23 protein-coding genes are annotated in these 24,744 nt (G+C 64.8%); 7 read left to right on the top strand and 16 right to left on the bottom strand.

The window, feature by feature from the left end; translation table 11 throughout:
• Both J6525_RS31645 and J6525_RS31650 read left to right on the top strand, forming a co-directional pair.
• Window positions 1–283 (top strand): transposase (locus tag J6525_RS31645; RefSeq protein WP_225647674.1); only part of this gene is annotated, 283 nt, incomplete at its 5' end.
• A 286-nt stretch (window positions 284–569) separates the two neighbouring features.
• On the top strand, window positions 570–1,823 hold the full coding sequence (locus tag J6525_RS31650) for a Spy/CpxP family protein refolding chaperone (protein WP_225647725.1): 1,254 nt from the start codon (window positions 570–572) through the stop codon (window positions 1,821–1,823).
• Between the two features lie 569 nt (window positions 1,824–2,392).
• Here J6525_RS31650 and J6525_RS31655 read toward each other — a convergent pair.
• Window positions 2,393–2,728, bottom strand: a complete 336-nt coding sequence (locus J6525_RS31655) for a GYD domain-containing protein (protein ID WP_028338617.1) — start codon at window positions 2,726–2,728, stop codon at window positions 2,393–2,395.
• Window positions 2,729–3,123: 395 nt separating this feature from the next.
• Between J6525_RS31655 and J6525_RS31660 the strand changes: the two genes are divergently transcribed.
• Complete coding sequence (locus tag J6525_RS31660) at window positions 3,124–4,074, top strand: aldo/keto reductase (protein WP_225647675.1); 951 nt, start codon at window positions 3,124–3,126, stop codon at window positions 4,072–4,074.
• A gap of 197 nt (window positions 4,075–4,271) precedes the next feature.
• Here J6525_RS31660 and htpX read toward each other — a convergent pair whose 3' ends face one another.
• A complete protein-coding gene (gene htpX, locus J6525_RS31665; protein ID WP_225647677.1) occupies window positions 4,272–5,201 on the bottom strand; it encodes a zinc metalloprotease HtpX in 930 nt (309 codons plus the stop codon).
• Between the two features lie 242 nt (window positions 5,202–5,443).
• Window positions 5,444–7,096, bottom strand: coding sequence for an ATP-binding protein (locus J6525_RS31670; RefSeq protein WP_225647679.1), 1,653 nt, complete (start codon window positions 7,094–7,096; stop codon window positions 5,444–5,446).
• Between the two features lie 185 nt (window positions 7,097–7,281).
• Between J6525_RS31670 and J6525_RS31675 the strand changes: the two genes are divergently transcribed.
• The 4 genes from J6525_RS31675 to J6525_RS31690 all read left to right on the top strand — a co-directional run bounded on the left by J6525_RS31675 (window position 7,282) and on the right by J6525_RS31690 (window position 11,635).
• Window positions 7,282–8,628, top strand: a complete 1,347-nt coding sequence (locus tag J6525_RS31675; protein ID WP_225647681.1) for a lytic murein transglycosylase — start codon at window positions 7,282–7,284, stop codon at window positions 8,626–8,628.
• Window positions 8,629–8,979: 351 nt separating this feature from the next.
• A complete protein-coding gene (locus tag J6525_RS31680; RefSeq protein WP_092085859.1) occupies window positions 8,980–9,483 on the top strand; it encodes a DUF1993 domain-containing protein in 504 nt (167 codons plus the stop codon).
• A 100-nt stretch (window positions 9,484–9,583) separates the two neighbouring features.
• Entirely contained in the window at window positions 9,584–10,444 is an 861-nt protein-coding gene (locus J6525_RS31685) for an SDR family NAD(P)-dependent oxidoreductase (RefSeq protein ID WP_225647683.1), read from the top strand.
• A gap of 87 nt (window positions 10,445–10,531) precedes the next feature.
• Window positions 10,532–11,635, top strand: a complete 1,104-nt coding sequence (locus J6525_RS31690; RefSeq protein WP_225647684.1) for an alkene reductase — start codon at window positions 10,532–10,534, stop codon at window positions 11,633–11,635.
• 188 nt (window positions 11,636–11,823) lie between these two features.
• On the opposite strand, the gene J6525_RS31695 is transcribed toward J6525_RS31690, so the two are convergent.
• From J6525_RS31695 to J6525_RS31755, 13 genes are all read right to left on the bottom strand, one after another.
• Window positions 11,824–13,566 carry an ABC transporter substrate-binding protein gene (locus tag J6525_RS31695; RefSeq protein ID WP_038382516.1) on the bottom strand — a complete coding sequence of 581 codons (1,743 nt, stop codon included), beginning with the start codon at window positions 13,564–13,566 and terminating at the stop codon, window positions 11,824–11,826.
• 115 nt (window positions 13,567–13,681) lie between these two features.
• Complete coding sequence (locus J6525_RS31700; protein WP_016846242.1) at window positions 13,682–14,008, bottom strand: DUF2160 domain-containing protein; 327 nt, start codon at window positions 14,006–14,008, stop codon at window positions 13,682–13,684.
• Window positions 14,009–14,017: 9 nt separating this feature from the next.
• Window positions 14,018–14,824 carry a carbohydrate ABC transporter permease gene (locus J6525_RS31705; protein WP_028333212.1) on the bottom strand — a complete coding sequence of 269 codons (807 nt, stop codon included), beginning with the start codon at window positions 14,822–14,824 and terminating at the stop codon, window positions 14,018–14,020.
• The gene (locus tag J6525_RS31710; RefSeq protein WP_028338609.1) at window positions 14,824–15,726 is read right to left on the bottom strand and encodes a carbohydrate ABC transporter permease; all 903 of its coding nucleotides are present in this window, start codon (window positions 15,724–15,726) and stop codon (window positions 14,824–14,826) included. Before J6525_RS31710 ends, J6525_RS31705 begins: the two co-directional genes overlap by 1 nt.
• Window positions 15,726–16,811, bottom strand: coding sequence for an ABC transporter ATP-binding protein (locus J6525_RS31715; protein ID WP_225647685.1), 1,086 nt, complete (start codon window positions 16,809–16,811; stop codon window positions 15,726–15,728). Before J6525_RS31715 ends, J6525_RS31710 begins: the two co-directional genes overlap by 1 nt.
• A gap of 12 nt (window positions 16,812–16,823) precedes the next feature.
• Entirely contained in the window at window positions 16,824–17,963 is a 1,140-nt protein-coding gene (locus J6525_RS31720; RefSeq protein ID WP_225647686.1) for an ABC transporter ATP-binding protein, read from the bottom strand.
• Window positions 17,960–19,504, bottom strand: coding sequence for a glycerol-3-phosphate dehydrogenase (glpD, locus tag J6525_RS31725; protein ID WP_225647687.1), 1,545 nt, complete (start codon window positions 19,502–19,504; stop codon window positions 17,960–17,962). The genes J6525_RS31720 and glpD overlap by 4 nt, the downstream gene beginning before the upstream one ends.
• 199 nt (window positions 19,505–19,703) lie before the next feature.
• Window positions 19,704–19,973 carry a hypothetical protein gene (locus J6525_RS31730; protein ID WP_225647688.1) on the bottom strand — a complete coding sequence of 90 codons (270 nt, stop codon included), beginning with the start codon at window positions 19,971–19,973 and terminating at the stop codon, window positions 19,704–19,706.
• Window positions 19,970–20,767 (bottom strand): hypothetical protein, encoded by a 798-nt coding sequence (locus J6525_RS31735; protein ID WP_225647689.1) that lies wholly within the window; start codon window positions 20,765–20,767, stop codon window positions 19,970–19,972. Before J6525_RS31735 ends, J6525_RS31730 begins: the two co-directional genes overlap by 4 nt.
• 75 nt (window positions 20,768–20,842) lie before the next feature.
• Window positions 20,843–21,682, bottom strand: a complete 840-nt coding sequence (locus tag J6525_RS31740; RefSeq protein ID WP_057016956.1) for a DeoR/GlpR family DNA-binding transcription regulator — start codon at window positions 21,680–21,682, stop codon at window positions 20,843–20,845.
• Between the two features lie 135 nt (window positions 21,683–21,817).
• Window positions 21,818–22,012 (bottom strand): hypothetical protein, encoded by a 195-nt coding sequence (locus J6525_RS31745; RefSeq protein WP_092085874.1) that lies wholly within the window; start codon window positions 22,010–22,012, stop codon window positions 21,818–21,820.
• Window positions 22,013–22,188: 176 nt separating this feature from the next.
• A complete protein-coding gene (locus J6525_RS31750; protein WP_225647726.1) occupies window positions 22,189–22,620 on the bottom strand; it encodes an acyl-CoA thioesterase in 432 nt (143 codons plus the stop codon).
• Window positions 22,621–22,646: 26 nt separating this feature from the next.
• A complete protein-coding gene (locus J6525_RS31755; protein WP_225647690.1) occupies window positions 22,647–24,743 on the bottom strand; it encodes a 3-hydroxyacyl-CoA dehydrogenase NAD-binding domain-containing protein in 2,097 nt (698 codons plus the stop codon).
• Window position 24,744: the final 1 nt, after the last annotated feature.

The following is a 24,744-nucleotide window of genomic DNA, read 5'->3' on the forward strand; positions in this document are numbered from 1 at the left end:
CGAAGGCTTATCCGCCGAAGTCGTCATGGCCGACGCCGCCTATGACGCCGATCACTTGCGCCAAGCCATCGCCGCCAAAGGCGCGCTCGCCGTCATTCCCAACAATCCGTCGCGCGCGCTCAAATACCCTCTCGATAAGCATCTCTATGCCCAGCGTCATCTCGTCGAATGCTGCTTCTCAAAGCTCAAGCAGTTCCGACGCGTCGCAACCCGCTTCGAAAAGACGGCACGGAACTATCGCGCCGTCGTCACTCTCGCTGCCATTGTTCTATGGATGCGCTAATGTCCACACCACCTAAAGCATGATCCGGAAAAGTGCGAAGCGGCTTTCCCTCGCGACAACGCGTTTGCGCGAATCACACACCAAACTAAAGCGCGATGACGATTCGACCCAGCGCGTGTACTCGACGCGACTAATCCGTTGACGTCGTGACCTGACCGCAGGTTCACCCAATGAAAACGGCGGGAGGAACTTTCGGTTCCGCTGCGAGTCATATTTGTGACGCGATGTGGCCTGGACCGCCAAGGGAGAGACCGAGGGAGAGATCATGTCAAAGTCCCGCCTTGGAATGGCTGCGGCCGGCGTTGCAATTGGCGTTCTGGGAGCGCTGCCGAGCGCGGCCGAGGCGGGTTTCCGCCTGCGCGTTGGCGGCCCCGTGAGTGTCGCGCGCTTCGCGATGGCCGGCGTGCTGTCGGTCGCAGGTCTCCGCCACGCACGCATGGCGGCGCGCCACAGCCGCGTCCGCATGGCTGCTCTAAGACCGCAAGATCTTCGCCCCGCCGCCGAGTCGATCGGCCCGAGTGAGCGCGCGCAGCTCACTGCCGTCGCCGCGCTGGCCGGCTGGCAGGGCGGCCGAGCTGCGCAAGGCTGGTGGCAGCACTCCGACGGTTCATACGGCTGGGTCGGTCCGCTCTTCTGGCCGTTTGCCTATAGCGATCTCTATGACTACGCGCTTCTCAATGATGGCAGCGGCTTCTGGGCCTATGGCTACGGCGATCTCTACGCCGCGATCTTCTCGCCTTACGCTGCGAGCGATCTCTCAGCGTTTGCGGCCGAGCGCCCCGCCGGGAGGCGGCATCGCAAAGCGCCCTCGGTGCAGGAATTCTGTAGCGGCGACACCGCCGAGACGACCGGCCTTCCCCTCGAGCGGATCGGCCTGGCGGTCGCGGCGAACGAGGCGCAGCGCGCAGCCTTCGACGAGCTCGCGAGCGCCTGGATTTCCGCCGGCAACACCATCCGCGCTTCCTGTCCAGCACAGACCGCAACCACCGCGCTGGAGCGATTCGCGGCCATGCAGAGCCGCGTCAACGCGATGCTGAGCGCAGTTGCGACCGTTATGCGGCCATTTCAAAAATTCTACGATCTCCTAAGCGATGAACAGAAGGCCCAGCTCAACACGCCCGAACGCGACCGCCGCGCTAACGCTGCGGCCGCGAAGCTGAAGGAGATGCAGGACGCCGCCTGCCAGGCGAGCCGTGAACCGCAAGACGAGCAACAGGCCGAAAAGCAATACCGCCAGCTCGTCGCCCAGCAATGGCCCCTCGACGACATCGTCGCCAGCCTGAAACTGAACGATACGCAACGCGCCGCGCTCGAAGTGGTGCAGGATACCACGATGGGCACCATGGAAGCCTTAAACCCATGCCCGCCAAAGGACGCGCTCACCCCGCCGGCCCGCCTTAAGGCCGCAAAGGCGCGGTTGGAAGCGATGAGAGAGGCGATCATCAGCGTGAACGACGCGGTCGACGATTTCCGTTGGAACCTGAGTGACGAGCAGAAGACGCAGTTCGAGGGGCTCGGTCTGAAGAAGCGGGGGGTGTGATTTTTCCATCCCCAAGCGGCGCTGGTCGGCCAAGGCGATACTTCGCATCCCCTGTCGCATTTGCTAGTCGTCCGCTAAGAAGGGCTGGACATGCGAGCATGCGTTATAGGGGCGGGCTCTAAATAGTTCGGTCGCGCGACCGAGACGCCGTTCAACATGAACTTTGAGGCGCGCACGTAGTCAACTGAACTTCTTTGGATGTTGCTTATTGGCCCAAGGCCGACATACGGCGATGTCGGCCTCAACGTCAGCTTCCGAGATCAAAGCGGACGCGAAGAATTCATGAGTACACGCCCTGATCCCATCGCGCCTTAGCGCGTACTGCGCTCGTCTTGCTGAAGCGGAGGCCGAGCGAGGCGGCGGACGTCATGCGACGGCACAACCGGCCGGGGCTGTGGCCGGCATGCACGTAGCCAGAACATCCGCCTGAGCTAGTGCCCATCCGTTGACGCCCCGGATCAGCGGCGCGCAACGGCCCTCGCCTCCGCGCGGGACGCCAGCAAGCGCCGCCGCGCGAGAGTGACACCGGCCATCAGATCAACCTGCGCCGTTTTGGATCGCTCGGCCTGCTAACCGCCGGGCGGCGTGTAGGCGGCCTTGAGCTTGGTCGCGTGCTGACGCACCACCTTGATCTCGTCCTGGGTAAAGAGCCGGATCAGCCGCACATTCTGCATGGCGCCGGCCGCCACGACCACGCCGCTGACCGCAGGCGCGAAGCTCGGATCCGGCACGTCGAAGATCACCATCACGCCGGGGCCATCGGTCGCCGTGCTGTACATCGAAATCAGTTTCCCGCCGGCGGCCTCAATCAACTTCTTCGCGGCCTCGTATCGATTGGTCGTCGGGTTTTCCATGATGTTGTTCAGGGAACGCGGGGTGTATTCACCAGAGAAGCAGAAATGCATGGCAATCGCTCCGTTTGGTTGGAATGAAAAAAACATTCACCCAGGCGCGCGGCCCGGGCAGAGCATTTCGTACTGAAAAATGAGAAGAAATGGCCTGCCGATGGCCAGTCGCGCTGCCGCTCATTCTCCGGATTTCGGCGCAACCGGTGGCAGCTCGCCGCGCAATCTACATCAGACCCGCGGCAAATAAAATCGCGTTTCTGCTCTGCGACAGAATCTCTTCCTTAGTCGATGCAGCGTCGAGGGGCAGCGTGCCTGACCTGACCGACGAGCGGTCCCGATCCATCCGCGTCCGCCAAGCGCCTGCCAGGCGGTTGCGGCACAACGCCTTGCAAACAAGGGCGATCTGCCTCAGTGTCCGGCGCCCGCTATCAAGAACAAGCGAAAGAAAACTCATGAAGCATCGCGCGCTCGGCCGCTCCGGCCTCACTGTCCCTCCCCTGTGCTTCGGCTGCAATGTATTCGGCTGGACCGTGGACGAGACGTCGTCGTTTCGACTACTCGACACCGTGCTCGATCAGGGGCTGACATTCCTGGATACGGCGGATGTCTATTCGCGCTGGGTGCCGGGCCACAGCGGCGGCGAATCCGAGACGATCATCGGCAAATGGATGAAGGCGCGCGGCAACCGCAACCGCGTCATCCTCGCCACCAAGGTCGGCATGGACATGGGCGGCGGCAATGTCGGGCTGAAGCCGGACTACATCGCGCGCGCCGTCGAGGACTCGCTGCGCCGGCTGCAGACCGATTTCATCGACCTCTACCAGTCCCACAAGGACGATGAGACGACACCGCAGGAAGAGACGCTCGCGGCCTACGACAAGCTGATCAAGGCCGGCAAGGTCAGGGCCATCGGCGCCTCGAACTTCTCGGCGGAGCGGCTCCAGAGTGCGCTCGACATTGCCAAGGCGAACGGGTTGCCGCGCTACGAGAGCATGCAGCCCGAATACAGCCTCGCCGAGCGCTCGAGCTACGAAGGCGCGCTGCAACGCGTCTGCGAGGCGAACGACGTCGGCGTGATCACGTTCTTCTCGCTCGCCGCAGGATTTTTGACCGGCAAATATCGCTCGGAGAGCGACTTCGCCAAGAGCCCCCGCGGGGCACGCAGCATTCCAAAATACATGAACCCGCGCGGCATGCGCATCCTGGCCGGTCTCGACGAGGTCGCCGCGGAAACCCGCGCCGAGCCGGCCGCGGTCGCGCTCGCCTGGCTGATGGCAAAACCCTCCGTCACCGCGCCGATTGCCAGCGCCACCAGGCCCGAGCAGGTCGCAACGCTGGTCGCGGCGGCCGAACTTGAGCTCAGCAAGGATCAGGTCGAACGGCTGGACGCCGCGAGCGCGTAGCAGCCGCCTTCACTTCACCTCGCCCCGCGTGCGGGGAGAGGTCGGAACGCATCGCTAGATGCGTTCCGGGTGAGGGGGAGCTTCCGCGAATGCAGCTATCGCCGTATTTGCGGAGACAGCCCCTCACCCCAACCCTCTCCCCGTAAGAACGGGGCGAGGGAGCACACCGCCTTCGCGGCTACGGCTTGGGTCTCACCCTACCCCCACGGGCCGCGCTGGCCGGATCCGCCCCACGGGCTGCGCGGCGGATAGCTTCCACCGACCGGGCGCGGCGCGGTCTGGGTGCCGAGCTCGGCGGCGAGCTGCTGCAGCGCGGCGATGCGGTTCGCGGTCGAGGGGTGGGTCGCGAACAGGTTGTCGACGCCGTGGCCCGACAGCGGGTTGATGATGAACATGTGCGCGGTGGCCGGATTGCGCTCGGCCTCCATGTTCGGCACCTGGTGCGCGGCGTTCTCGATCTTCGCGAGCGCCGAGGCAAGCCACATCGGCTGGCCGACGATGCGCGCGCCATAATTGTCGGCGGCGTATTCGCGGGTGCGGCTGATCGCCATCTGCACCAGCATGGCGCCGAGCGGCGCCAGGATCATCATCGCGATCGATCCGACGATGCCGGGGCCGTTGTTGTTGCGGTTGCCGCCGAAGAACATGCCGAACTGCGCCAGCATCGAGATCGCGCCGGCGATCGTCGCCGTGATCGTCATGGTCAGCGTGTCGTGATGCTTGATATGCGCAAGCTCATGCGCGATCACGCCGGCAAGCTCCTCGCGGCTGAGCTGCTGCATCAGGCCCGTGGTGACGGCGACCGCCGCATTCTCCGGATTGCGGCCGGTCGCGAACGCATTGGGCTGCGCTTCGTCCATCAGGAACACGCGCGGCATCGGGAGAGCGGCGCGCTGTGCCAGCTCGGCGACGAGATTGTAGAGTTCGGGCGCCGAGCCCGCATCGACCTGATGGGCGCCGTACATCGACAGCACCATGCGATCGGAATTCCAGTAGGTGAACAGATTTGTCGCAGCCGCGACCATCAGCGCGATCACGGCGCCGGTGCCGCCGCCGATCAGATAGCCGACCCCCATGAACAGTGCGGTGAGGCCGGCAAGCAGGAGCGCGGTGCGGAAATAGTTCATCGTTGTTCCCTCACGGCAAGCGGAATGCTGCCACAACTGACGCCGCTGAGGTAGGGATTTTGCCGCTGAAGCCGCAAGAGGAACCAGTGCGTCGCAGCGACGCGGCGCGGGTTAATGATTGGTCATGTGCGGCGCCGTCCGTAGCCCGCATGAGCGAAGCGACATGCGGGGGCACCGCCCCGGATATCGCTTCGCTCATCCGGGCTACGAGATCGTGCCTACGCCGCCGGTTCGGAAGCACGCTACGCTGCCGGCTCCTCTGCGATCACCGCCCCCTCCTCGCGCAATGCGACGCGCAACATGCGGGCGAGCTCGCCGCGGCTGTAGGGTTTTGCCAGGAACAGGATGCCCTGCTCGAGCTTGCCGTCCTGGTCGATGGCGTCATCGGTATAGCCCGACGTGAAGAGGACGCGGAGGCCCGGGCGGCGCTTCCGCGCCTCGGTGGCGAGGTCGCGCCCGTTCATCGCGCCCGGCATGATGACGTCGGTGAACAACAGATCGATCGGCGCGCCGCTGTCGAGCACGGCAAGGGCTTCGCGGCCATTATTGGCCGACAGCGTGGTGTAGCCGAGGCTCTCGATCTGGGTCAGCACATAGGAGCGCACCAGTCTGTCGTCCTCGACGACGAGCACGATTTCCCGCGCGCCGCGCGCGTCCGGCTGCCGCTGTTCGGGCACTGCTGCCGCTGAGACCACTGCCGCGCGCGGCAGATAGAGCATCACCCTGGTGCCGCGACCGATCTCACTGTCGAGCACGACGTGGCCGTTGGATTGCTTGACGAAGCCGTAGACCATGCTGAGGCCGAGCCCGGTGCCCTTGCCGACGTCCTTGGTGGTGAAGAACGGCTCGAACACCTTGGCCAGATCGGCTTCCGCAATGCCGCGGCCGTTGTCGGTCAGCGCGATCGCGACATAGTCGCCGGCGGCAAGCCCGTCATGGCCGTTCACGTCCGATGGCTTGAGCTCGGCGGTGCGGGTCTCGATCGTCAGCCGGCCGCCCTTCGGCATCGCGTCGCGCGCGTTGAGCGCAAGGTTGATGATCGCGGTGACGAGCTGGTTGCCATCGACCAGTGCGCGCGGCAGATCGGGTGCGGAGCGAAAATCGATGTCGACATGGTCGCCGATGGTCGGCCGCAGCAGCTCGATGGTATCGACCATCAACGCGTTGACGTCGACGTCGCTCGGCTGCAGCGGCTGCTTGCGCGCGAAGGCGAGCAGATGCCGCGTCAGCGATGCGCCGCGCTCGGCGGCGTCGCGGATCAGCGCGGTGATCTCGGTGAGCTGGCGGTTGTGGGTGACCGCCTCGGCCAGGATGTCGATCGTGCCGGTGATGACGGTGAGGATGTTGTTGAAGTCGTGCGCAATGCCGCCGGTGAGCTGGCCGACCGCTTCCATCTTCTGCGCCTGACGGATCTTGCTCTCATTGGCCTCGGCCTCGCGGAAACGCTCGAGCAGGAATTCCGAGCGCTGGCGCTGCCGTCCCTCCTCGGCGAGCGCGACATGGGCCTCGCGCAACTGCTCTTCGGTCGGGATCGCGAGGATCCGCGGGATCAGCGGCCACAGCAGCACCGCGGTGAAGATCGAGGCGACCGCGGTCAGCGCCTTGAGCAGGCCCTCGAGACCGTAGATCGGCACCCACAGCGTGTAGATCGAGAACACATGGGTCAGGCCGCAGGCGAGGATGAACGTGGCGAACGGCCAGGCCATCCAGCCGAACTGGAAATCGCGCCGCTTGGAGACGAGGATCGCCAGCGCGAACGGGATCGAGAAATACGAAGCGGCAATGATCGCGTCTGAAATCACGTGGAGCCAGATCAGCTCCGGCTCCCACAGCAGGCAGATGCCGTGCGGCGAAAACGTCGACGAATCCAAAAGACGCTCGAGAAAACTCCACATGGGTCCCTCCGGGCGTGATCGATCCGCCGACACCCCTGCGCGCGAATCACCGGCCGATCATAGCGGCCGCGGCTCAACCTACCTCAGCCCAATTGGTCTAACGGCGCTACCCCCGTTGTTGCCCGGTGTCGCCCTGGTGTATGCAGATTGGGCTTCAATTCCCCTTTTTCCAGCCGGTGACATCGATGCCAGCCTCTCCCCTCCGCGCCCCGATCATGATCGCAGCGATCGCGGGGGCGCTGGCGCTCTCCACCCTCGCCTCGGCGCAGCAGCCGTTGCCCAGCCCCTTGAATCCCACGCCGGTCAGGCCGCGCCCGGCCGCCGTCGCCTCGCCGCGGGCTGCGTCCTGCCACAACGGGCAGAACTTCGATCGCTTCCTCGCCGAGCTGAAGCAGAAGGCGGTCGCCGCCGGCGTCTCGCAGCGCACGATCGCGGAGGCCGCGCCCTACCTGATCTACGACCAGGGCATCGTCAACCGCGACCGCGGCCAGCGCGTGTTCGGGCAGATCTTCACCCAGTTCGCCGGCCGCATGGCCGCGAACTATCGCATGCAGCAGGGCCAGCAATACATCCGGACCTATGCCGCCGCATTCGCGCGCGCCGAGAAGGAGTATGGCGTGCCGCCGGCGGTGATCGCCGCGTTCTGGGGACTGGAGAGCGATTTCGGCGTCCAGATGGGCAATTTGCCGACGCTGAAATCGCTGGTGTCGCTGGCCTATGATTGCCGCCGCTCCGAGATGTTCCAGGGCGAGACCATCGCCGCACTGAAGATCATCGAGCGCGGCGACCTGACGCCCGACGAGATGATCGGCTCATGGGCCGGCGAGCTCGGCCAGACGCAATTCTTGCCGACGCATTATTTCAACTACGCGGTCGACTATGACGGCGACGGCCACCGCAATCTCCTGCAAAGCGGCCCCGACGTGATCGGCTCGACCGCGAACTACATCGCCACCGGGTTGAAGTGGCGGCGCGGCGAGCCGTGGCTGCAGGAGGTGCGCGTGCCGCAAGCGGCGAATTTCCCGTGGGACCAGGCCGACCTCACCATCAAGCTGCCGCGCTCGAAATGGCTATCGCTCGGCGTCACCTCGACCGACGCCAAGCCATTGCCGAATGACGAGATGCCGGCCTCACTGCTGCTGCCGATGGGCCGGATGGGTCCGGCGTTCCTCGCCTATGCGAATTTCGTCGCCTACACCGAGTGGAACAACTCGCTGATCTATTCGACCACCGCCGGCTATCTCGCCGGCCGCATCGCGGGCGCACCGCCGATGCAGCGGCCGCACGGTCCGGTCGCGCAACTGCCGTTCAATGAGATCAAGGAGCTGCAGGGACTGCTCGCGCGCGCCGGCTACGACGTCGGCAAGATCGACGGCGTGCTCGGCCAGGCAAGCCGCAGCGCGGTGAAGGCGATGCAGATGAAATACGGCCTGCCGGCAGATTCCTGGCCGACCGCGGAGCTCCTGGCGCGGATGCGCGGCGGGCCCCGCACCCAGCCGGCCGCCGATGCCGCGGCACCGGGGACGCGGTAGGGCAAACGCCCATTTTCCGTAGCCCGGATGCAGCGCAGCGAAATCCGGGACAAGCCCCGATGCGCCTCCCCGGATTGCGCTGCGCTCCATCCGGGCTACGCAGACTCTGGCGATCCGTCATCCTGAGGTGCGAGCGGAGCGAGCCTCGAAGGATGAATCGGCCACACTGGGGCCGTGCATCCTTCGAGACGCGCTTCGCGCTTCTCAGGATGACGGGATCAAGAATGCCGCCCGCGGGAAATATTTGACCAACTGTTACAGCCGCCCGCAGTTGTATTCTTCCCCTTGCCGCCCCACTTGCAGCATCGCCGTTCGGTAACATCCGGATTTCATCAGAACAGGGAGCATCACATGTCCTTTCATGACGCCGTCGTCCCCGCCTACCTGCAGATCCTCAACAGCCTCACCGGCGAGCTGACCAAGGCCGAGGCGCATTGCGAGGCCAAGAAGATCGCGCCCGAGGTGCTGCTGGGATCGCGGCTCTATCCCGATATGCTGCCGCTGACCAAGCAGGTGCAGCTGGTCTGCGATCACGCCGCACGGGGCTGCGCGCGGCTGACCCATAGCGAGGTGCCGTCGACGCCCGACACCGAGAAGAGCATCGGTGAGCTGAAGCAGCGGCTCGCCAAGACGATCGACTATGTGAAGTCGTTCAAGCCGGAGCAGTTCAACGGCGCCGACGCCAGGGACGTCACCTTCCCGATCGGCCCCGATCGCACGATGACCTTGAAGGGCCAGCAATTCCTCAGCGCGTTCTCGTTCCCGAACTTCTATTTCCACGCCGTGACCGCGCACGACATCCTGCGCCACAACGGCGTCGAGATCGGCAAGCGCGATTTCCTCGGCGTCAGCTGACGCGCTTCGGCGATCCATATTCCCCGCGACGGGATTTTCGCTTCACGCCCTCGCCCGTGCTACTGCTCCCTGACAACAACAAGACGTCAGGGAGCACGCCATGTCGACCACAACCCACGCACCGAAAGCCATCGATCCGTCCGCTTCGCTGCATGCCGAAGCGCTCGGACTGGCGAAGAACCACGGCCGCCTCGCCGGGCGGCGCGTCATCGTGGTCGGCGCGGGACAGCGCACCACTGTGGATGAAGCGCCGCCGATCGGCAACGGCCGCGCCATGAGCGTGCTGTTCGCGCGCGAGGGCGCGTCGGTCGCCTGCCTCGACGTCAACAAGGACGCCGCCGACGATACCGTCGCGCAGATCACAGGCGAAGGCGGCAAGGCCTTCACCGATGTGGTCGATGTCTCCGACGTCGCGGCGATCGCGCCCGCGGTCGAACGCTGCGCGCAAAGGCTCGGCGGGCTCGACGGGCTGGCGCTCAATGTCGGCATCTCCTCCGGCCTGTCGCTGCCCAAGATGACGGCCGAAGCCTGGGACCGCGACTATGCCGTCAATGTGCGCAGCCACATGCTGTTCGCGCAGAAGGCGCTGGAGGTGATGGCGCCGGGCGGCGCGATCATCCTGATCTCCTCGATGGCGAGCCAGCGCGCCGGCGGCCGCAACCCGGCCTATGAATCCTCCAAGGCGGCGCAGATCGCGCTGGGCCGGGCGATCGCGCGGGCCGGCGAGGACAAGGGCATTCGCTGCAATGTGATCGCGCCCGGCTTCATGGACACGCCGATGGGGCGCGACGCCAGCCGCAGGCGATCGGACCGCGCCGTGACAGTGCCTTTCGGCCGCCAGGGCACCGGCTGGGAGGTCGCCTATACTGCGCTGTTCCTGATTTCGAATGAATCCTCCTACGTGAACGCGCACACCCTGTTCCTCGATGCCGGCCACATGGGCGGAATTGTGCGCAGCTAGCCTGCGGAGCGCGAATGCCTCGGCCCATTGCGCTCGTCGCGGCAATGCACAATTCTCCTTCATCAGTCATTCTCTGGAACATTTCACATGAGCCAATCGACCAAACTTCTCGAGCCCTACAAGCTCGGCGCGCTGACGCTGCCGAACCGCCTGGTGATGGCGCCACTGACGCGCAACCGCGCGGTGCCGCCCGGCATGGTGCCGAGCCCGCTCGCGGTGGACTATTACGGCCAGCGCGCCTCCGCCGGCCTTCTGATCACCGAGGCGAGCCAGGTCTCGCAGCAGGGCCAGGGCTATCAGGACACGCCCGGCATCTATTCGAAGGAACAGGTCGAGGGCTGGCGCAAGGTCACCGATCGGGTGCATGAGCGCGGCGGCCGCATCTTCATCCAGCTCTGGCATGTCGGCCGCATCTCGCATGTCGCACTGCAGCCGAACGGCGGCGCACCGGTGGCGCCGAGCGCCATCAAGGCCAAGACCAAGACCTTCGTGAACGGCACGTTTGCCGATGTCTCCGAGCCGCGCGCGCTCGAGCTGTCGGAAATTCCCGGGATCATCGAGGACTTCAAGCGCGGCACGGCGAATGCGCTGGCCGCCGGCTTCGACGGCGTCGAGATCCACGGCGCCAACGGCTATCTGCTCGACCAGTTCGCCCGCGACGGCACCAACAAGCGCACCGACGCTTATGGCGGCGGAATCGAGAACCGCGCCAAGCTGATGCTGGACGTGTCCAAGGCGGTCGCCATCGAGGCCGGCGCCGATCGCACCGGCATCCGGATCTCGCCGGTGACGCCGGCCAACGACATCACCGACTCGAATCCGCAAGCGCTGTTCGACTACATCGTCGACCAGCTCAGTGCGCTGAAGCTGACCTATCTCCACGTGGTCGAGGGCGCAACCGGCGGCCCGCGCGATATCGCGCCGTTCGACTACGCCTCGCTGCGCAAGCGCTTCAAGCAGGCCTATGTCGCCAACAACGGTTACGACTTCGCGCTGGCGGAGAAGGTGCTGGAAGCCGGCGCGGCTGATCTGATCGCGTTCGGCAAGCCGTTCATCTCCAACCCCGACCTGGTCGAGCGGCTCAAGACCGGCGCGCCGCTCAACGAGTGGGACAAGGCGACCTTCTACGGCGGCGGCGCCAAGGGCTACACGGATTATCCGACGCTGAGGGCGACCGAGGCGGCGGAGTAGGGAGCGCTCCTCTCTCCACATCGTCATTCCGGGGCGATGCGAAGCATCGAACCCGGAATCTCGAGATTCCGGGTCTGGTGCTTGCGCACCATCCCGGAATGACCTGGCAATCAGCAAAAAGGCCGGGATCGCTCCCGGCCTTTCGTCGTCTTCGGATGGCGTGGGCTGGTACGCCTTTGCTTGCTGCCTTACTTCGCTTCGGCGCGCTTCGGCGGGTTGGCCGGCCACGACTTGATCAGCGTGTCGTAGTCGATCGTCTCGCCCTTCGGCTTCTCGTTCGCGAGCTTGCGCTGCGGAGCGATGGTGCCGTCCTTCTCGGCCTTCTTGTACCAGAACTCGGCGGATTCCTTCTTGTTCAGCTTCGGTCCGCAGGCGCCCTGCACACCGGACTTCTCAAGACGCTCCATCACCGAATCCTGGGCCGCGGCCAGCGCGTCCATCGCCTGCTGCGGCGTCTTGGTACCGGACGACGCATCGCCGATGTTCTGCCACCACAGTTGCGCGAGCTTCGGATAGTCGGGCACGTTGTTGCCGGTCGGGGTCCACTGCACGCGCGCGGGCGAGCGGTAGAACTCGATCAGGCCGCCGAGCTTCGGCGCACGCTCGGTGAACGACTTGTCCCAGATATCGGACTCACGGATGAAGGTGAGACCGACATGGCTCTTCTTCAGCGACACCGACTTGGAGATGATGAACTGCAGATAGAGCCAGGCTGCCTTGCGGCGATCCGGCGGGGTCGACTTCAGAAGCGTCACGGAGCCGGCGTCCTGATAGCCGAGCTTCATGCCTTCCTTCCAGTAAGCGCCGTGCGGCGACGGAGCCATACGCCACTTCGGCGTACCGTCCGCGTTCATCACGGCGATGCCCGGCTTCACCATGTCGGCGGTGAAGGCGGTGTACCAGAACATCTGCTGGGCGATGTTGCCCTGCGCCGGCACCGGCCCTGCTTCCGAGAAGGTCATGCCCTGGGCCTGCGGCGGGGCATACTTCTTCAGCCAGTCGAGATATTTGGTGATCGAGTAGACCGCGGCCGGGCCGTTGGTGTCGCCACCACGCTCGACCGACGAGCCGACCGGACGGCAGCCTTCCATGCGGATACCCCACTCGTCGACCGGCAGGCCGTTCGGGATACCCTTGTCGCCGTTGCCGGCCATCGACAGCCACGCGTCGGTGAACCGCCAGCCGAGCGAGGGATCCTTCTTGCCATAGTCCATATGGCCGTAGACCTTGACGCCGTTGATCTCCTTGATGTCGTTGGTGAAGAACTCGGCGATGTCTTCATAGGCCGACCAGTTCACAGGCACGCCGAGCTCGTAGCCATACTTGGCCTTGAACTTGGCCTTGTACTCGGGGTTGGTGAACCAGTCGTAGCGGAACCAGTAGAGGTTCGCGAACTGCTGGTCGGGCAACTGGTAGAGCTTGCCGTCCGGCGCCGTGGTGAACGACTTGCCGATGAAGTCGTCGACGTCGAGCATCGGGTCGGTGACCTCCTTGCCCTCACCCTTCATGTAGTCCGACAGGATGATGGTCTGGCCGTAGCGGAAGTGGGTGCCGATCAGGTCGGAGTCGTTGATCCAGCCGTCATAAACGTTCTTGCCCGACTGCATCTGGGTCTGCAGCTTCTCGACGACGTCACCTTCCTGGATGATGTCGTGCTTGAGCTTGATGCCGGTTAGTTCGGAGAACGCCTTGGCCAGCGTCTGCGATTCATATTCGTGCGTCGTGATCGTTTCCGAGACGACGTTGATCTCCATGCCCTTGAAGGGTTCGGCGGCCTTGGCGAACCACTCGAGCTCCTTCTTCTGGTCTTCCTTCGACAGCGTCGAGGGCTGGAATTCCGCGATCCACTTCTGGATCACGGCATCGTCGGCGGCGCGGGCCGGCGTGGCGACCGCGAGCGAAGCCGCGATCAGCGCGGCGGCGCTGGTCATAGTCAAAAGACTATCCTTTGTCGTTCTCAAATGTCGCATTATGATTCCTCCGGTTGCAGCGACAAACAAAACCCCAGGCCCGGGTAGACCCCGGATCTGCTCTTCTTCGCTTTCGTCAGACGGTGCGAAAGATCGCCACGGCTGAAAGAAGCGAAATCAGCGTTGCGAGCCACAGGCTCGAAATTTCCACGCCCTCGCCGATCGGCAGGGTGAGGATCGGATCGGTGCCGACGAGGCCGATCCACACCAGGTGGATCACCGCCGCCAGTACCAGCGAAATGAACAAACGATCGCCGCGCGTGGTCGGGATGCGCAGCACGCCGACCCGCTCGGCCTCGGGATAAACAGCCGCGAGCCAGGTCATCACGCCGAGCGTCGAGGCCAGCAGCACGAAGAAGATCGCGGTCGGCAGCGTCCAGGCCATCCATGCGATGGATTCCATGATCGCCTCCTAGACCCGGCCGAGCGCGAAGCCGCGCGCGATGTAGTTGCGGACGAACCAGATCACCAGCGCGCCCGGAATGATGGTGAGCACGCCGGCGGCGGCGAGCAAGCCCCAGTCCATGCCGGCCGCCGAGACCGTGCGCGTCATGATCGCCGCGATCGGCTTGGCCTGCACCGAGGTCAGCGTGCGCGCCAGCAGCAGCTCGACCCAGGAGAACATGAAGCAGAAGAAGGCGGCGACGCCGATGCCGCTTGCGATGAGCGGCACCAGGATCTTGATGAAGAAGCGCGGGAACGAATAGCCATCGAGGAACGCGGTCTCGTCGATCTCGCGCGGCACGCCGGAGACGAAGCCTTCGAGGATCCACACCGCCAGCGGCACATTGAAGATGCAGTGCGCGAGCGCGACCGCCCACGGCGTATCGAACAGGCCGATCGCAGAATAGAGGTTGAAGAACGGCAGCGCGTAGACCGCCGCCGGCGCCATGCGGTTCGACAACAACCAGAAGAACAGATGCTTGTCGCCGAGGAAGCGGTAGCGCGAGAACGCATAGGCCGCCGGCAACGCCACCGCGATCGAGATGATGGTGTTGAGCACGACGTATTCGAGCGAATTGATGTAGCCCGAATACCAGCTCTCGTCGGTGAAGATGCGCTTGTAGTGCTGCAGCGTCGGCGTGTGCGGCCACAGCGTCATCGTCGAGACGATCTCGGCGTTGGTCTTGAAGCTCATGTTGACGAGCCAGTAGATCGGCAACAGCAGGAAGATCAGGAACAGCGCCATGATCAGGCGGCGGCCGGGGATCGAATGCATCACGCCGCTCCTTCCTTGGCCGGACGCTCGGAGCCGGCATTGACCATCACGGTGTAGAATACCCAGCACACGATCAGGATGATCAGATTGTAGACCAGCGACAGCGCCGCGGCCTTGCCGAGGTCGAACTGGCCGAGCGCGATCTTGACGAGCTCGATCGAGACGAAGGTCGTCGAATTGCCGGGACCACCGCCGGTGACCACGAACGGCTCGGTGTAGATCATGAAACTGTCCATGAAGCGCAGCAGCACCGCGATCAGAAGCACGCGATTCATCTTCGGCAACTGGATCGCCTTGAACACCGCCCAGCGCGAGGCGCCGTCGATCTGCGCCGCCTGGTAATAGGCGTCGGGGATCGACTTCAGCCCGGCGTAGCAGAGCAGCGCGACGAGGCTGGTCCAGTGCCAGACGTCCATCACGATGACCGTGACCCAGGCATCGACCTCATTGGACACGTAATTGTAGTTGAGACCGAGATGGTTCAGGACATAGCCGAGCAGGCCGATATCGGGCCGGCCGAAGATCTGCCAGATGGTGCCGACCACGTTCCACGGAATCAGCAGCGGCAAGGCGAGGATGACGAGGCAGGCGGCGACGCTCCAGCCCTCACGCGGCATCGACAGCGCGACGATGATGCCGAGCGGCACCTCGATCGCGAGAATCACGGCAGAGAAGAACAGGTTGCGGCCGAGCGAGGCCAGGAAGCGGCCGCCGAGATCGGTCGATGGATCGAGCAACTCCTTGAACCAGCCGACGCCGTTCCAGAAGAACTGGTTGTTGCCGAAGGTGTCCTGCATCGAATAGTTCACGACGGTCATCAGCGGCAGCACCGCCGAGAACGCCACCACCAGGAACACCGGCAGCACCAGGAACCAGGCTTTTTGGTTGATCGTCTTGTCCATCAGGCGACCCCCTCCACCAAATGGCTGTCGGCATAGACGTGGACATGCGCGGGATTGAAGATCAGCCCGGCGGTGCCGCCGGAGACCGAGAAGCCCGGCGGCACGCGCGCGGCGAATTTGGTATCGCCGACCCGCACGCGGGCGAACTGGATGCGGCCGAGATCGTCGATCCGCTCGATGGTTGCCGATAGCAGCCCTGACGCCGGCGCCGCGACATCGACGAATTCCGGCCGCACGCCGATCTCGATCTTCTTGCCCGCAGGCAGCACACCATAGTTTCGATGCAGGCCGATGACATGGCCGTCGATCCGCGCCTCGTGACCATTGACCTCGGCGGGCACGATGTTCATACCGGGCGAGCCGATGAAGTAGCCGACGAAAGTATGCGCCGGCTTGTCGAACAGTTCGGCCGGCGTGCCGCTCTGCACCACGCGGCCATCATGCATCACGACGACGGTGTCGGCAAAGGTCAGCGCCTCTGTCTGGTCGTGGGTGACGTAGATCATCGTGAGGTCGAGCTCGCGATGCAGCGCCTTCAGCTTGGAGCGAAGCTGCCACTTCAGCTCGGGATCGATCACCGTCAGCGGTTCGTCGAACAGGACGGCCGCGACGTCGGAGCGCACGAGACCGCGGCCGAGCGAGATCTTCTGCTTGGCGTCGGCGGTCAGCCGCGTCGCCTTGCGTTTGAGATAGGGCGTGAGGTCGAGCAGATCGGCGATCTGCCTGACGCGCGCGTCGACCTCGGCCTTCGCGACGCCGCGATTCTTCAGCGGGAAGGCCAGGTTCTGGCCGACCGTCATGGTGTCGTAGATCACGGGGAACTGGAACACCTGCGCGATGTTGCGCTTCTGCGTCGACAGCGGCGTGATGTCCTTTCCGTCGAACAGGATCTGTCCGCGCGACGGCGTCACGATGCCGGAAATCAGATTGAGCAGCGTGGTTTTGCCGCAGCCGGACGGCCCGAGCAGCGCATAGGCGCCGCCCTGCCGCCAGGTCATGGTGACCGGCTTCAGCGCAAAGGATTCCTGCGGCGCGTCGTTGCCGCCGTAGGAGTGCGCGAGATCGACGAGGTCAATGCGGGCCATGAAGCATCTCCCTCACTTTCTATTGCCGCTTGACGCGTTTGCTTCGCGCGACGCGCGATGCACTTCGCCCGAAAACGCGGTCGCGGGCGACGCGACGAGACGATCGGCCGCGTCGAACACGAAGATGTTGTCGGGATCGAGCGCGGCGTCGAGCACCTGCCCGGGTTCATATTCGTGCACGCCGTGCAGCACCGCGACCCAGTTCGAGCCGTGGACATGGACGTGCACAAAGCTCTCCGACCCGGTGATCTCGGTCACGGTCACCGCGGCGGAAAATTTGTGGCGGCCGGCCGCGACATTCCCGACCTCGAGCTGGTGCGCGCGGAAGCCGGTCCGGTAGCGGCCGTCGGGCAGATTGGCATAGAGGCCGGCCGCGGGCGCCTGCTCGCCGCCGGCATAGATCACTTGCGCGCCCTTCTTCTCGATGCCGATGATGTTGAGCGGCGGATCGGAAAACACCTGGGCAACGCGCAGCGTGTCGGGATGGCGGTAGACCTTCGGCGTCGCGCCGGTTTGCAGCGCCTGGCCTTGCCACATGCACACCGTGTTGCCGCCGAGCAGCAGCGCTTCCGACGGTTCGGTGGTGGCATAGACGAAGATCGCGCCGGAGGCCTCGAAGATGCGCGGCAGCTCGGCGCGCAGCTCCTCGCGCAGCTTGTAGTCGAGATTGGCGAGCGGCTCGTCGAGCAGCACGAGGTCGGCGCCCTTGACCAGCGCCCGCGCGATCGCGGTGCGCTGCTGCTGGCCGCCGGAGAGTCGCAGCGGCGTGCGCTTCAGGAACGGCTCGAGCCGCAACAGGCTGGCCGCTTCCGCCACCCGCCGCTCGATCTCGGCGCGCGGCTTGCCCTGCACGCGCAGCGGCGAGGCGATGTTCTCGTAGACCGTCAGCGAGGGATAGTTGATGAACTGCTGATAGACCATCGCGACCGAACGCTGCCGCACGTCGGCGCCGGTGACGTCCTTGCCGTCGACCAGCACGCGGCCGGTGGTCGGCTTGTCGAGGCCGGCGAGCAGCCGCATGATCGAGGTCTTGCCCGACAGCGTCGGCCCGAGCAGCACGCTGAGCGTGCCACGCTCCAGCGTCAGCGACACGTCGCAGATGGTCGGAATGCCATCCACGGTTCGCGTGACATTCTGCAGTGTGACGCTCATGCCCGTCCTCCCGCTTCGCGGAGGGGACGTTCACCGGACACGCGGTTGGCGAGCATCCACTCGTCGAGCGCGGCGATTTCACCCGCCGTCATCCGCAAGCCCAGCTTGGATCGTCGCCAGACGACATCGTCCGCAGTCCGAGCCCATTCGTTCGCCATCAGGTACCTGACTTCGCTTTCCGTCAAGGTGGCGCCGAAGGAGCGGCCGAGATCGGCCGTCGATGTTGCATTGCCCAAGACTTTGCTGGCGCGCGTGCCATAGGCATGCGCGAGACGATTGGCGTGCGATTGCGCGAGAAACGGATAGGTGCGGATCAATTCGGCGCTCAGCGCCGCGACCGCGGATACATCCATGTCGCCGCCGGGCAGCGGCGCCTTGCCGGTCCAGCCCTCCTGCGCCTTTGTGCCGCGGAGATAAGGCGACAGCCGCTCCAGCGCCTCTTCGGAGAGCCGGCGATAGGTCGTGATCTTGCCGCCATAGATCGACAGTAGCGGCGCACCGCCGGGCGTATCGAGCTCGAACACGTAGTCGCGGGTCGCGGCCTTGGCTTCGCTCGCGCCGTCGTCATAGAGCGGACGCACGCCGGAGTAATTCCAGACCACGTCCTCGGGCTTCACCGGCTTGGCGAGATAGGCGCTGGCGGACGCACAGAGATATTCGATCTCCTCGTGCGTCGCCTTCACCTTGGCCGGATCGCCGTCATAGTCGCGATCGGTGGTACCGATCAGCGAGAAGTCGCCCTGATAGGGAATGACGAAGATGATGCGGCCGTCGGCATTCTGGAAGATGTAGGCACGGTCGTGGTCGTAGAGCTTCGGCACCACGATGTGCGAGCCCTGCACGAGCCGCACCTTGGCGCGCGCGTTGACGCCGGCGCCCGAGGCCAGGACCTGTTCGACCCAGGGACCGCCGGCATTGACCAGCACGCGTGCCTGGATCGTGTCGCGGGCACCCGTGACGCTGTCCTCGACCGTGACGTGCCAGACGCCGTCGACTTGCCTGATCTCGACCGCGCGGGTGCGGGTGCGGATCTCGGCGCCGCGATCGGCGGCATCGCGCGCGGTCAGCGCAACCAGCCGGGCGTCGTCGACGAAGCAGTCGGAATATTCAAAGCCCTTGGTGTAGCGGCCCGGGATCAGCGGCTTGCCGACCGCGTCGCGCGTCAGATCGACCGAGCGCGTCGCCGGCAGCAAATGCCGACCGCCGATATGGTCGTAGAGGAAGAGGCCGAGCCGCAGCAGCCAGGCCGGGCGCAGGCCGGCGTGGTGCGGCAAAACGAAACGCAGCGGCCGAATGATGTGGGGTGCGATCTGCCAGAGGATTTCGCGCTCGATCAGCGCCTCGCGCACCAGGCGAAACTCGTAATATTCGAGATAGCGCAGACCGCCATGCACGAGCTTGGTCGACCAGGACGACGTCCCGCTGGCCAAGTCATTCATTTCACAGAGGAAAACAGAGTTACCCCGGCCCGCCGCGTCGCGCGCGATGCCGCAGCCATTAACGCCGCCTCCAATGATGGCGAGGTCGTAAATCTGATCCAAAGAACGCTTCCCCCGGCAACCGCCTTCGCTTTGACGGTTTTACTTTCGTATTGGAGTAAATCACAACCAAAAACGAAAGCAAAGTGAAAATGGGGAACTCGGGCTGGGGATTCTTTGGGCGGCGTGCTCACGGTCAGAGCTTTTGGGGAGACGGGACAGCGACGCTTGAGGCAACGCCAGGCAAGGCGGTGGCGGACGGTCAGGGACGCTGTGGCGATCGTCCGACGCGCAATTCCGGCAGAGCCTTTTCGGGATCGTAGGTACGGTGAACTTCACCGCCTACCCGCTTGGCGCAAGCTCGGCTGTCGCGCACAAAGTAGACGGCGAGCAAAAGCACACCGGTCGACGCGACGAATGTACGACCGCTGGCGAACAGGACGTAGACGACCAACGATGCGACGAAAAGGATCGCATACCATTTGAGCGCGAAGCGGAGATAGATTCGCCCGACGGAGCGATCCCTGTTCACCGGATCGCCCGATTGCCTGGCAGCGACGCCGACAGCACGAGAAAGAAAAGCGGAAAGAACACGAAGACCGCGACATAGGCCCAGAGGTGCCCGCCGCCGAGCGCGACTTGCAGGGCGCTATATCCCGATGATTTTCGGTGCGCCAGGAGCGCCCAGAATGCAAAGCAGAACAGCGGCATCGTGAGATACTTCCACTGCTCTCGCCAGTCGCGCAGGATGGTCGCGAGATCGGCAAGCAATGCGATCAGGAACAGGGAAAACGTGACGGCGTAGAGCGAGACGAGCGGCAAGAAGAGGTGCTCGAACCTCACCCCCGCGATTGCTTCAGCCGACATCGGGATGCCATCCGCAAACAAGCTGCCGAGCGACGGGATTGCGAACAGCCGCATGTCAAAGCCCATCGCCTGGCCAAGCCAGAACAGGACGATCGCCACCAGGCCGATTACCGACTGCGCGAGGAAGGCTCCGCTCGCGATGCGCTGACACAGCGATCCCGAAAAGAAGATCCGCGACAGTCCGTAAAGCAGTTTCCTGCCACGGCCGTTCAGCTGTTCCAGTTCCGACAGCCAGGCCGGGCGGCTCCCGCTGCCGAAGCGAACGATGTCGGCACGGACGCTCTTCGATGGCGGCTGGGTCTCACCATCGAACGCGCGCATGACCACAAGCGCAGAAATACCGCCGGCCAGCGCCGTCGCGCACGCGGATGCGACGCTAAAGCCAAGGACAAACGAGACGATGCCGAACATCGCCGCCATGCCAAATGCCGTGACGACCTTGAATTGCGTACTGACCAACGAACCGCTCCACCTCAGGCAGGCTACAGCAGCGGCCGAAAGGCATCCGAAACAGGTTCGCTAAAACTTGAGCGATCAAGCGCCCTGCGCGCTGCGCAGCGCCGCGGGTGCCGCGTCGGCGGCGTTGTCGTCGAGATCGACTTGCGGCTTGTCCATCGCGACGACCACCTCGATACCGCGGCTATGGCAGATATTGGCGAGGCCCGCAGGAAGCGGTGAATCGGTCACGAAGGTCTGGATCTGGCTCATATGGGCGATCCGCACCGGCGCGCTGCGGCGGAGCTTGGTCGAGTCCGAGACCAGCATCACGTTGCGCGCATTGGCGATGATCGCCTGCGCGACCTGCACCTCGCGATAGTCGAAGTCGAGCAGCGCGCCCTCCTCGTCGATGGCGGATGCACCGATGATGGCGTAGTCGACCTTGAACTGGCCGATCAGCTGGGTCGCGGTGGAGCCGACCACGGCGCCGTCGGCGCGGCGCACCGTGCCGCCGGCCACCACCACCTCGATGCGCGGATGGCGGTACAGCAGCATCGCGACGTTGAGGTTGTTGGTGATGACGAGCAGATCCTCATGCGAGGTCAGGGCGCTCGCGACCTCTTCCGTGGTGGTGCCGATATTGATGAACAGCGAGCAGCCGTTCGGAATCCGTGCCGCCGCGGCAGCGCCGATCGCCTTCTTTTCCTCGGCGGCGACGAAGCGGCGCGCCTCGTAAGCGAGGTTCTCGACGCCCGAGGCGATGATCGCACCGCCATGGATGCGGGTCAGCGAGCGCTGGTCGCAGAGATCGTTGAGGTCCTTGCGGATGGTCTGCGCCGACACCTCGAATCGCTTGGCAAGGTCTTCGACCATGACCCGGCCGAACGCGCGCGCGATGTTGAGGATTTCAGTCTGGCGATGGGAGAGTCCGGCCACGGCGGCCCCCTTGAAACGGCGAGTCGCCCATGGTGCGACCGTTCGGCACGGAGGTCAACGTGCAGTGCCGGGTCAGGGAAGGCCTGGGCGAAGGTGGACGCTTCGCCCGGCCACGCGCAACGACGCGAAGGCGTTCTACGACGCCATCTGCATTGATTGACCGGTGAGCAGCCGGCGCGCCGCGCGCTCGGCCTCGCGCGCATTGCGGAAGATCTGGCCTTCAAGGCGGTCGAAAAGGTGCGATGCAGCAAAGAACTGATATCCACGCGTATCGCGCACCACGATACCCGCCGTCTGCGAACTCACTTCGATCACGTAACTGTCGGACATTGTCAGCCTCGGTTTGACTTCGGCCCGACAACGGAGTCGCTGGCTGTTTGTTCCTCGATTATTTTGCGCGGCGAAGCGTCAAAAACTCCGGGTTTTTGCAATCAAACCACGCTCCGGACTCAGTTTCGACGCGTTTCCTTTCCCACCGAATCAGCGGCACTGGCGCGCAGAGGATGTCAGGTTTCGATCGCCGCGCCGTCGCGCTGAATCGGTTGCGGATGGCCCTGCTCGTCGATCGAGACATAGGTGAAATTGCCGTCGGTCACGAGGATCGACTGCTGCTCGCGGCGGCGCAGCACCCAGGCCTCGAGATGCACCGTGATCGAGGTGCGGCCGATGCGCACCAGATTGGCGTGGACGGAGACGAGATCGCCGACATTGACCGCCTTGCGGAAGTTCATCGCGTCGATCGCGACCGTCACGGTGCGCGACTTCGCCACCTTGGAGGCGAACACGCCGCCGCCGAGATCCATCTGGCTGAGCAGCCAGCCGCCGAAGATGTCGCCATTGGCATTGGTGTCGGCCGGCATGGCCAGCGTGCGGATGCAGAGATCGCCTTTCGGCTCGGCGTCAGCGCTCAGCGGCGCGTGAGCATGGGCGTCGGTCACTTGCGAGCCGGTCACTTGCGAAGCGCTCACTTGAATGCCTCCCAGCCGGGATCCGGCGCAAATCGTCCGCCGAACTTGCGCATCAAGGCCTGCATGGCCGACACCACATCGTCGACGCCGCGGCTGCGCGCATAGTTGAGCGGGCCGCCGCGGAACGGGGCATAGCCGGTGCCGAAGATCATCGCGCCGTCGACCATATCGGGATTGTCGACGATGCCTTCGCGCAAGGCGGCGACGCAGACATTCGAGATCGGCAGCACCAAGCGGTCGATCATCTCATCGGTGACCCGGGGACCGGTCTCCGGCAGCGGCGCCTTTTCCGCCTTGCCGTCCTTCCAGGTGTAGAAGCCCTTGCCGGTCTTGCGGCCGAGTTCGCCTTTGGCGACTTTTTCGCGCAACCATGCAGGCGTCGGCGGCAGCGTGTCGCCGAACTTCGAGCGCAGCATGTCGCCGACATCGAGGCAGATATCGAGGCCGACCTGGTCGGCGAGTTCGATCGGTCCCATCGGCATGCCGAACTCGACGGCGGCCGCGTCGATCAGGCGCTGGTCGGTCTTCTCGTCCAGCATCATCATCGCTTCCAGCATGTAGGGCGTCAGCGCGCGGTTGACGAGGAAGCCCGGAGAGCTCTTCACCGGCAGCGGCAGGCGGTCGATGGCGCCGGCGAACGCGAGCGCCTCCTTGAGCATCGCCGCATCGGTGCCGTCATGGCTGACGACCTCGACGAGTTGCAGCCGCGACACCGGATTGAAGAAGTGCAGGCCGAGCAGCCGCTCCGGCCGTGCCAGCGTGGTGCGCAGATCCTGCAGCGGGATGCTCGAGGTGTTGGTGGCGAGGATCGCACCCGGCTTCATCTTCGGCTCGAGGGAGGCATAGACCTTCTGCTTCAGCTCGAGCTTTTCTGGCACCGCCTCGATGATCAGATCGGCATTGCGGACGCCCTCGCCGTCCATGTCGGGGATCAGCCGGTCGAGCGCGTCGCGCTGGTCGATCCGCTTGCGCATGATCTTGCCGAACAGCTCCGCGGCGCGCTTCATCGCGCCCGCGATCGGCTCGGCCTTCATGTCGGCGAGCGTCACCCGCATGTCCTGGTTGGCGCACCAGGCCGCGATATCGCCGCCCATCGCGCCGGCGCCGATGACATGGATGTGCGCAACCTTGTTGCCGCTGCCGGCGAGCTTCTTCATCTGCTCTCGCAGGAAGAATACACGGATCAGGTTCTGCGCGGTCGGCGTCACCATCAGATTGGCGAACGAGGCCTTCTCCGCATTCAGCATCGCCGAGCGGTTGCCGGCGTGCTTCTCCCACAGATCGATCAGCGCATAGGGCGCCGGGTAATGCTTGCGTGGTGCCGCCTTCTCGGCCTCGCTGCGCATCCGCGAGGCGAGGAAACCGCGCGCCACGCCGAGATTGAGGATCGAGTTGAGCACGCCCGGCCTTGCGCGCTTCAGCCGGCCGAACACCGCGTCCTTCACCGCGTTGCGGACATGGCGCTCCTGGGTGACGGCGTCGACCAGGCCGAGCGCCTTGGCGCGGCGCGCGTCGATGGTCTTGCCGGTCAGCATCAAGGTCATCGCCTGCATCGGGTTGACCAGCTCGGTGAAGCGCACGGTGCCGCCAAGACCTGGATGCAGGCCGAGCATCACCTCTGGGAAACCGAACCTGGCATCGTCGATCGCGATCCGCATCTGGCAGGCCAGCGCGACCTCGAGGCCGCCGCCGAGGCAGAAGCCGTGGATGACGGCGACCGAGGGCGCGCGCAGCGCCTCGAGCCGGTCGATCACCGCATGGGCGCGACCGATCGCGGTCTCGACCGCGCTGGAATCGCTGGCGCCGCGAAACTCATTGACGTCAGCGCCGGCGATGAAGCCGCTTGGCTTGGCCGAGCGCACCACGAGACCCGTCGGCCGCTGGTTCTCCAGCGCCGCGACGATGGCATCGAGCTCCTCGAGTAGATCGGCGGACAGCGTGTTGGCGCTGGCGCCGGCGCGGTCGAACAGCAGCCAGGCGATACCGTCGTCATCGCGCGTCAGCTTGAAATTCTTGTAGGGGCTGTCGGCGGCAGGCTTCGGCCCGAGTTCGAGCACGCGATCGGCGAGAAGGTCCATGATCCGTGAATCCATG

Origin of the sequence: Bradyrhizobium australafricanum (assembly GCF_020329495.1) — a bacterium.
In the GTDB taxonomy this organism is placed as follows: Bacteria; Pseudomonadota; Alphaproteobacteria; order Rhizobiales; family Xanthobacteraceae; genus Bradyrhizobium; species Bradyrhizobium australafricanum.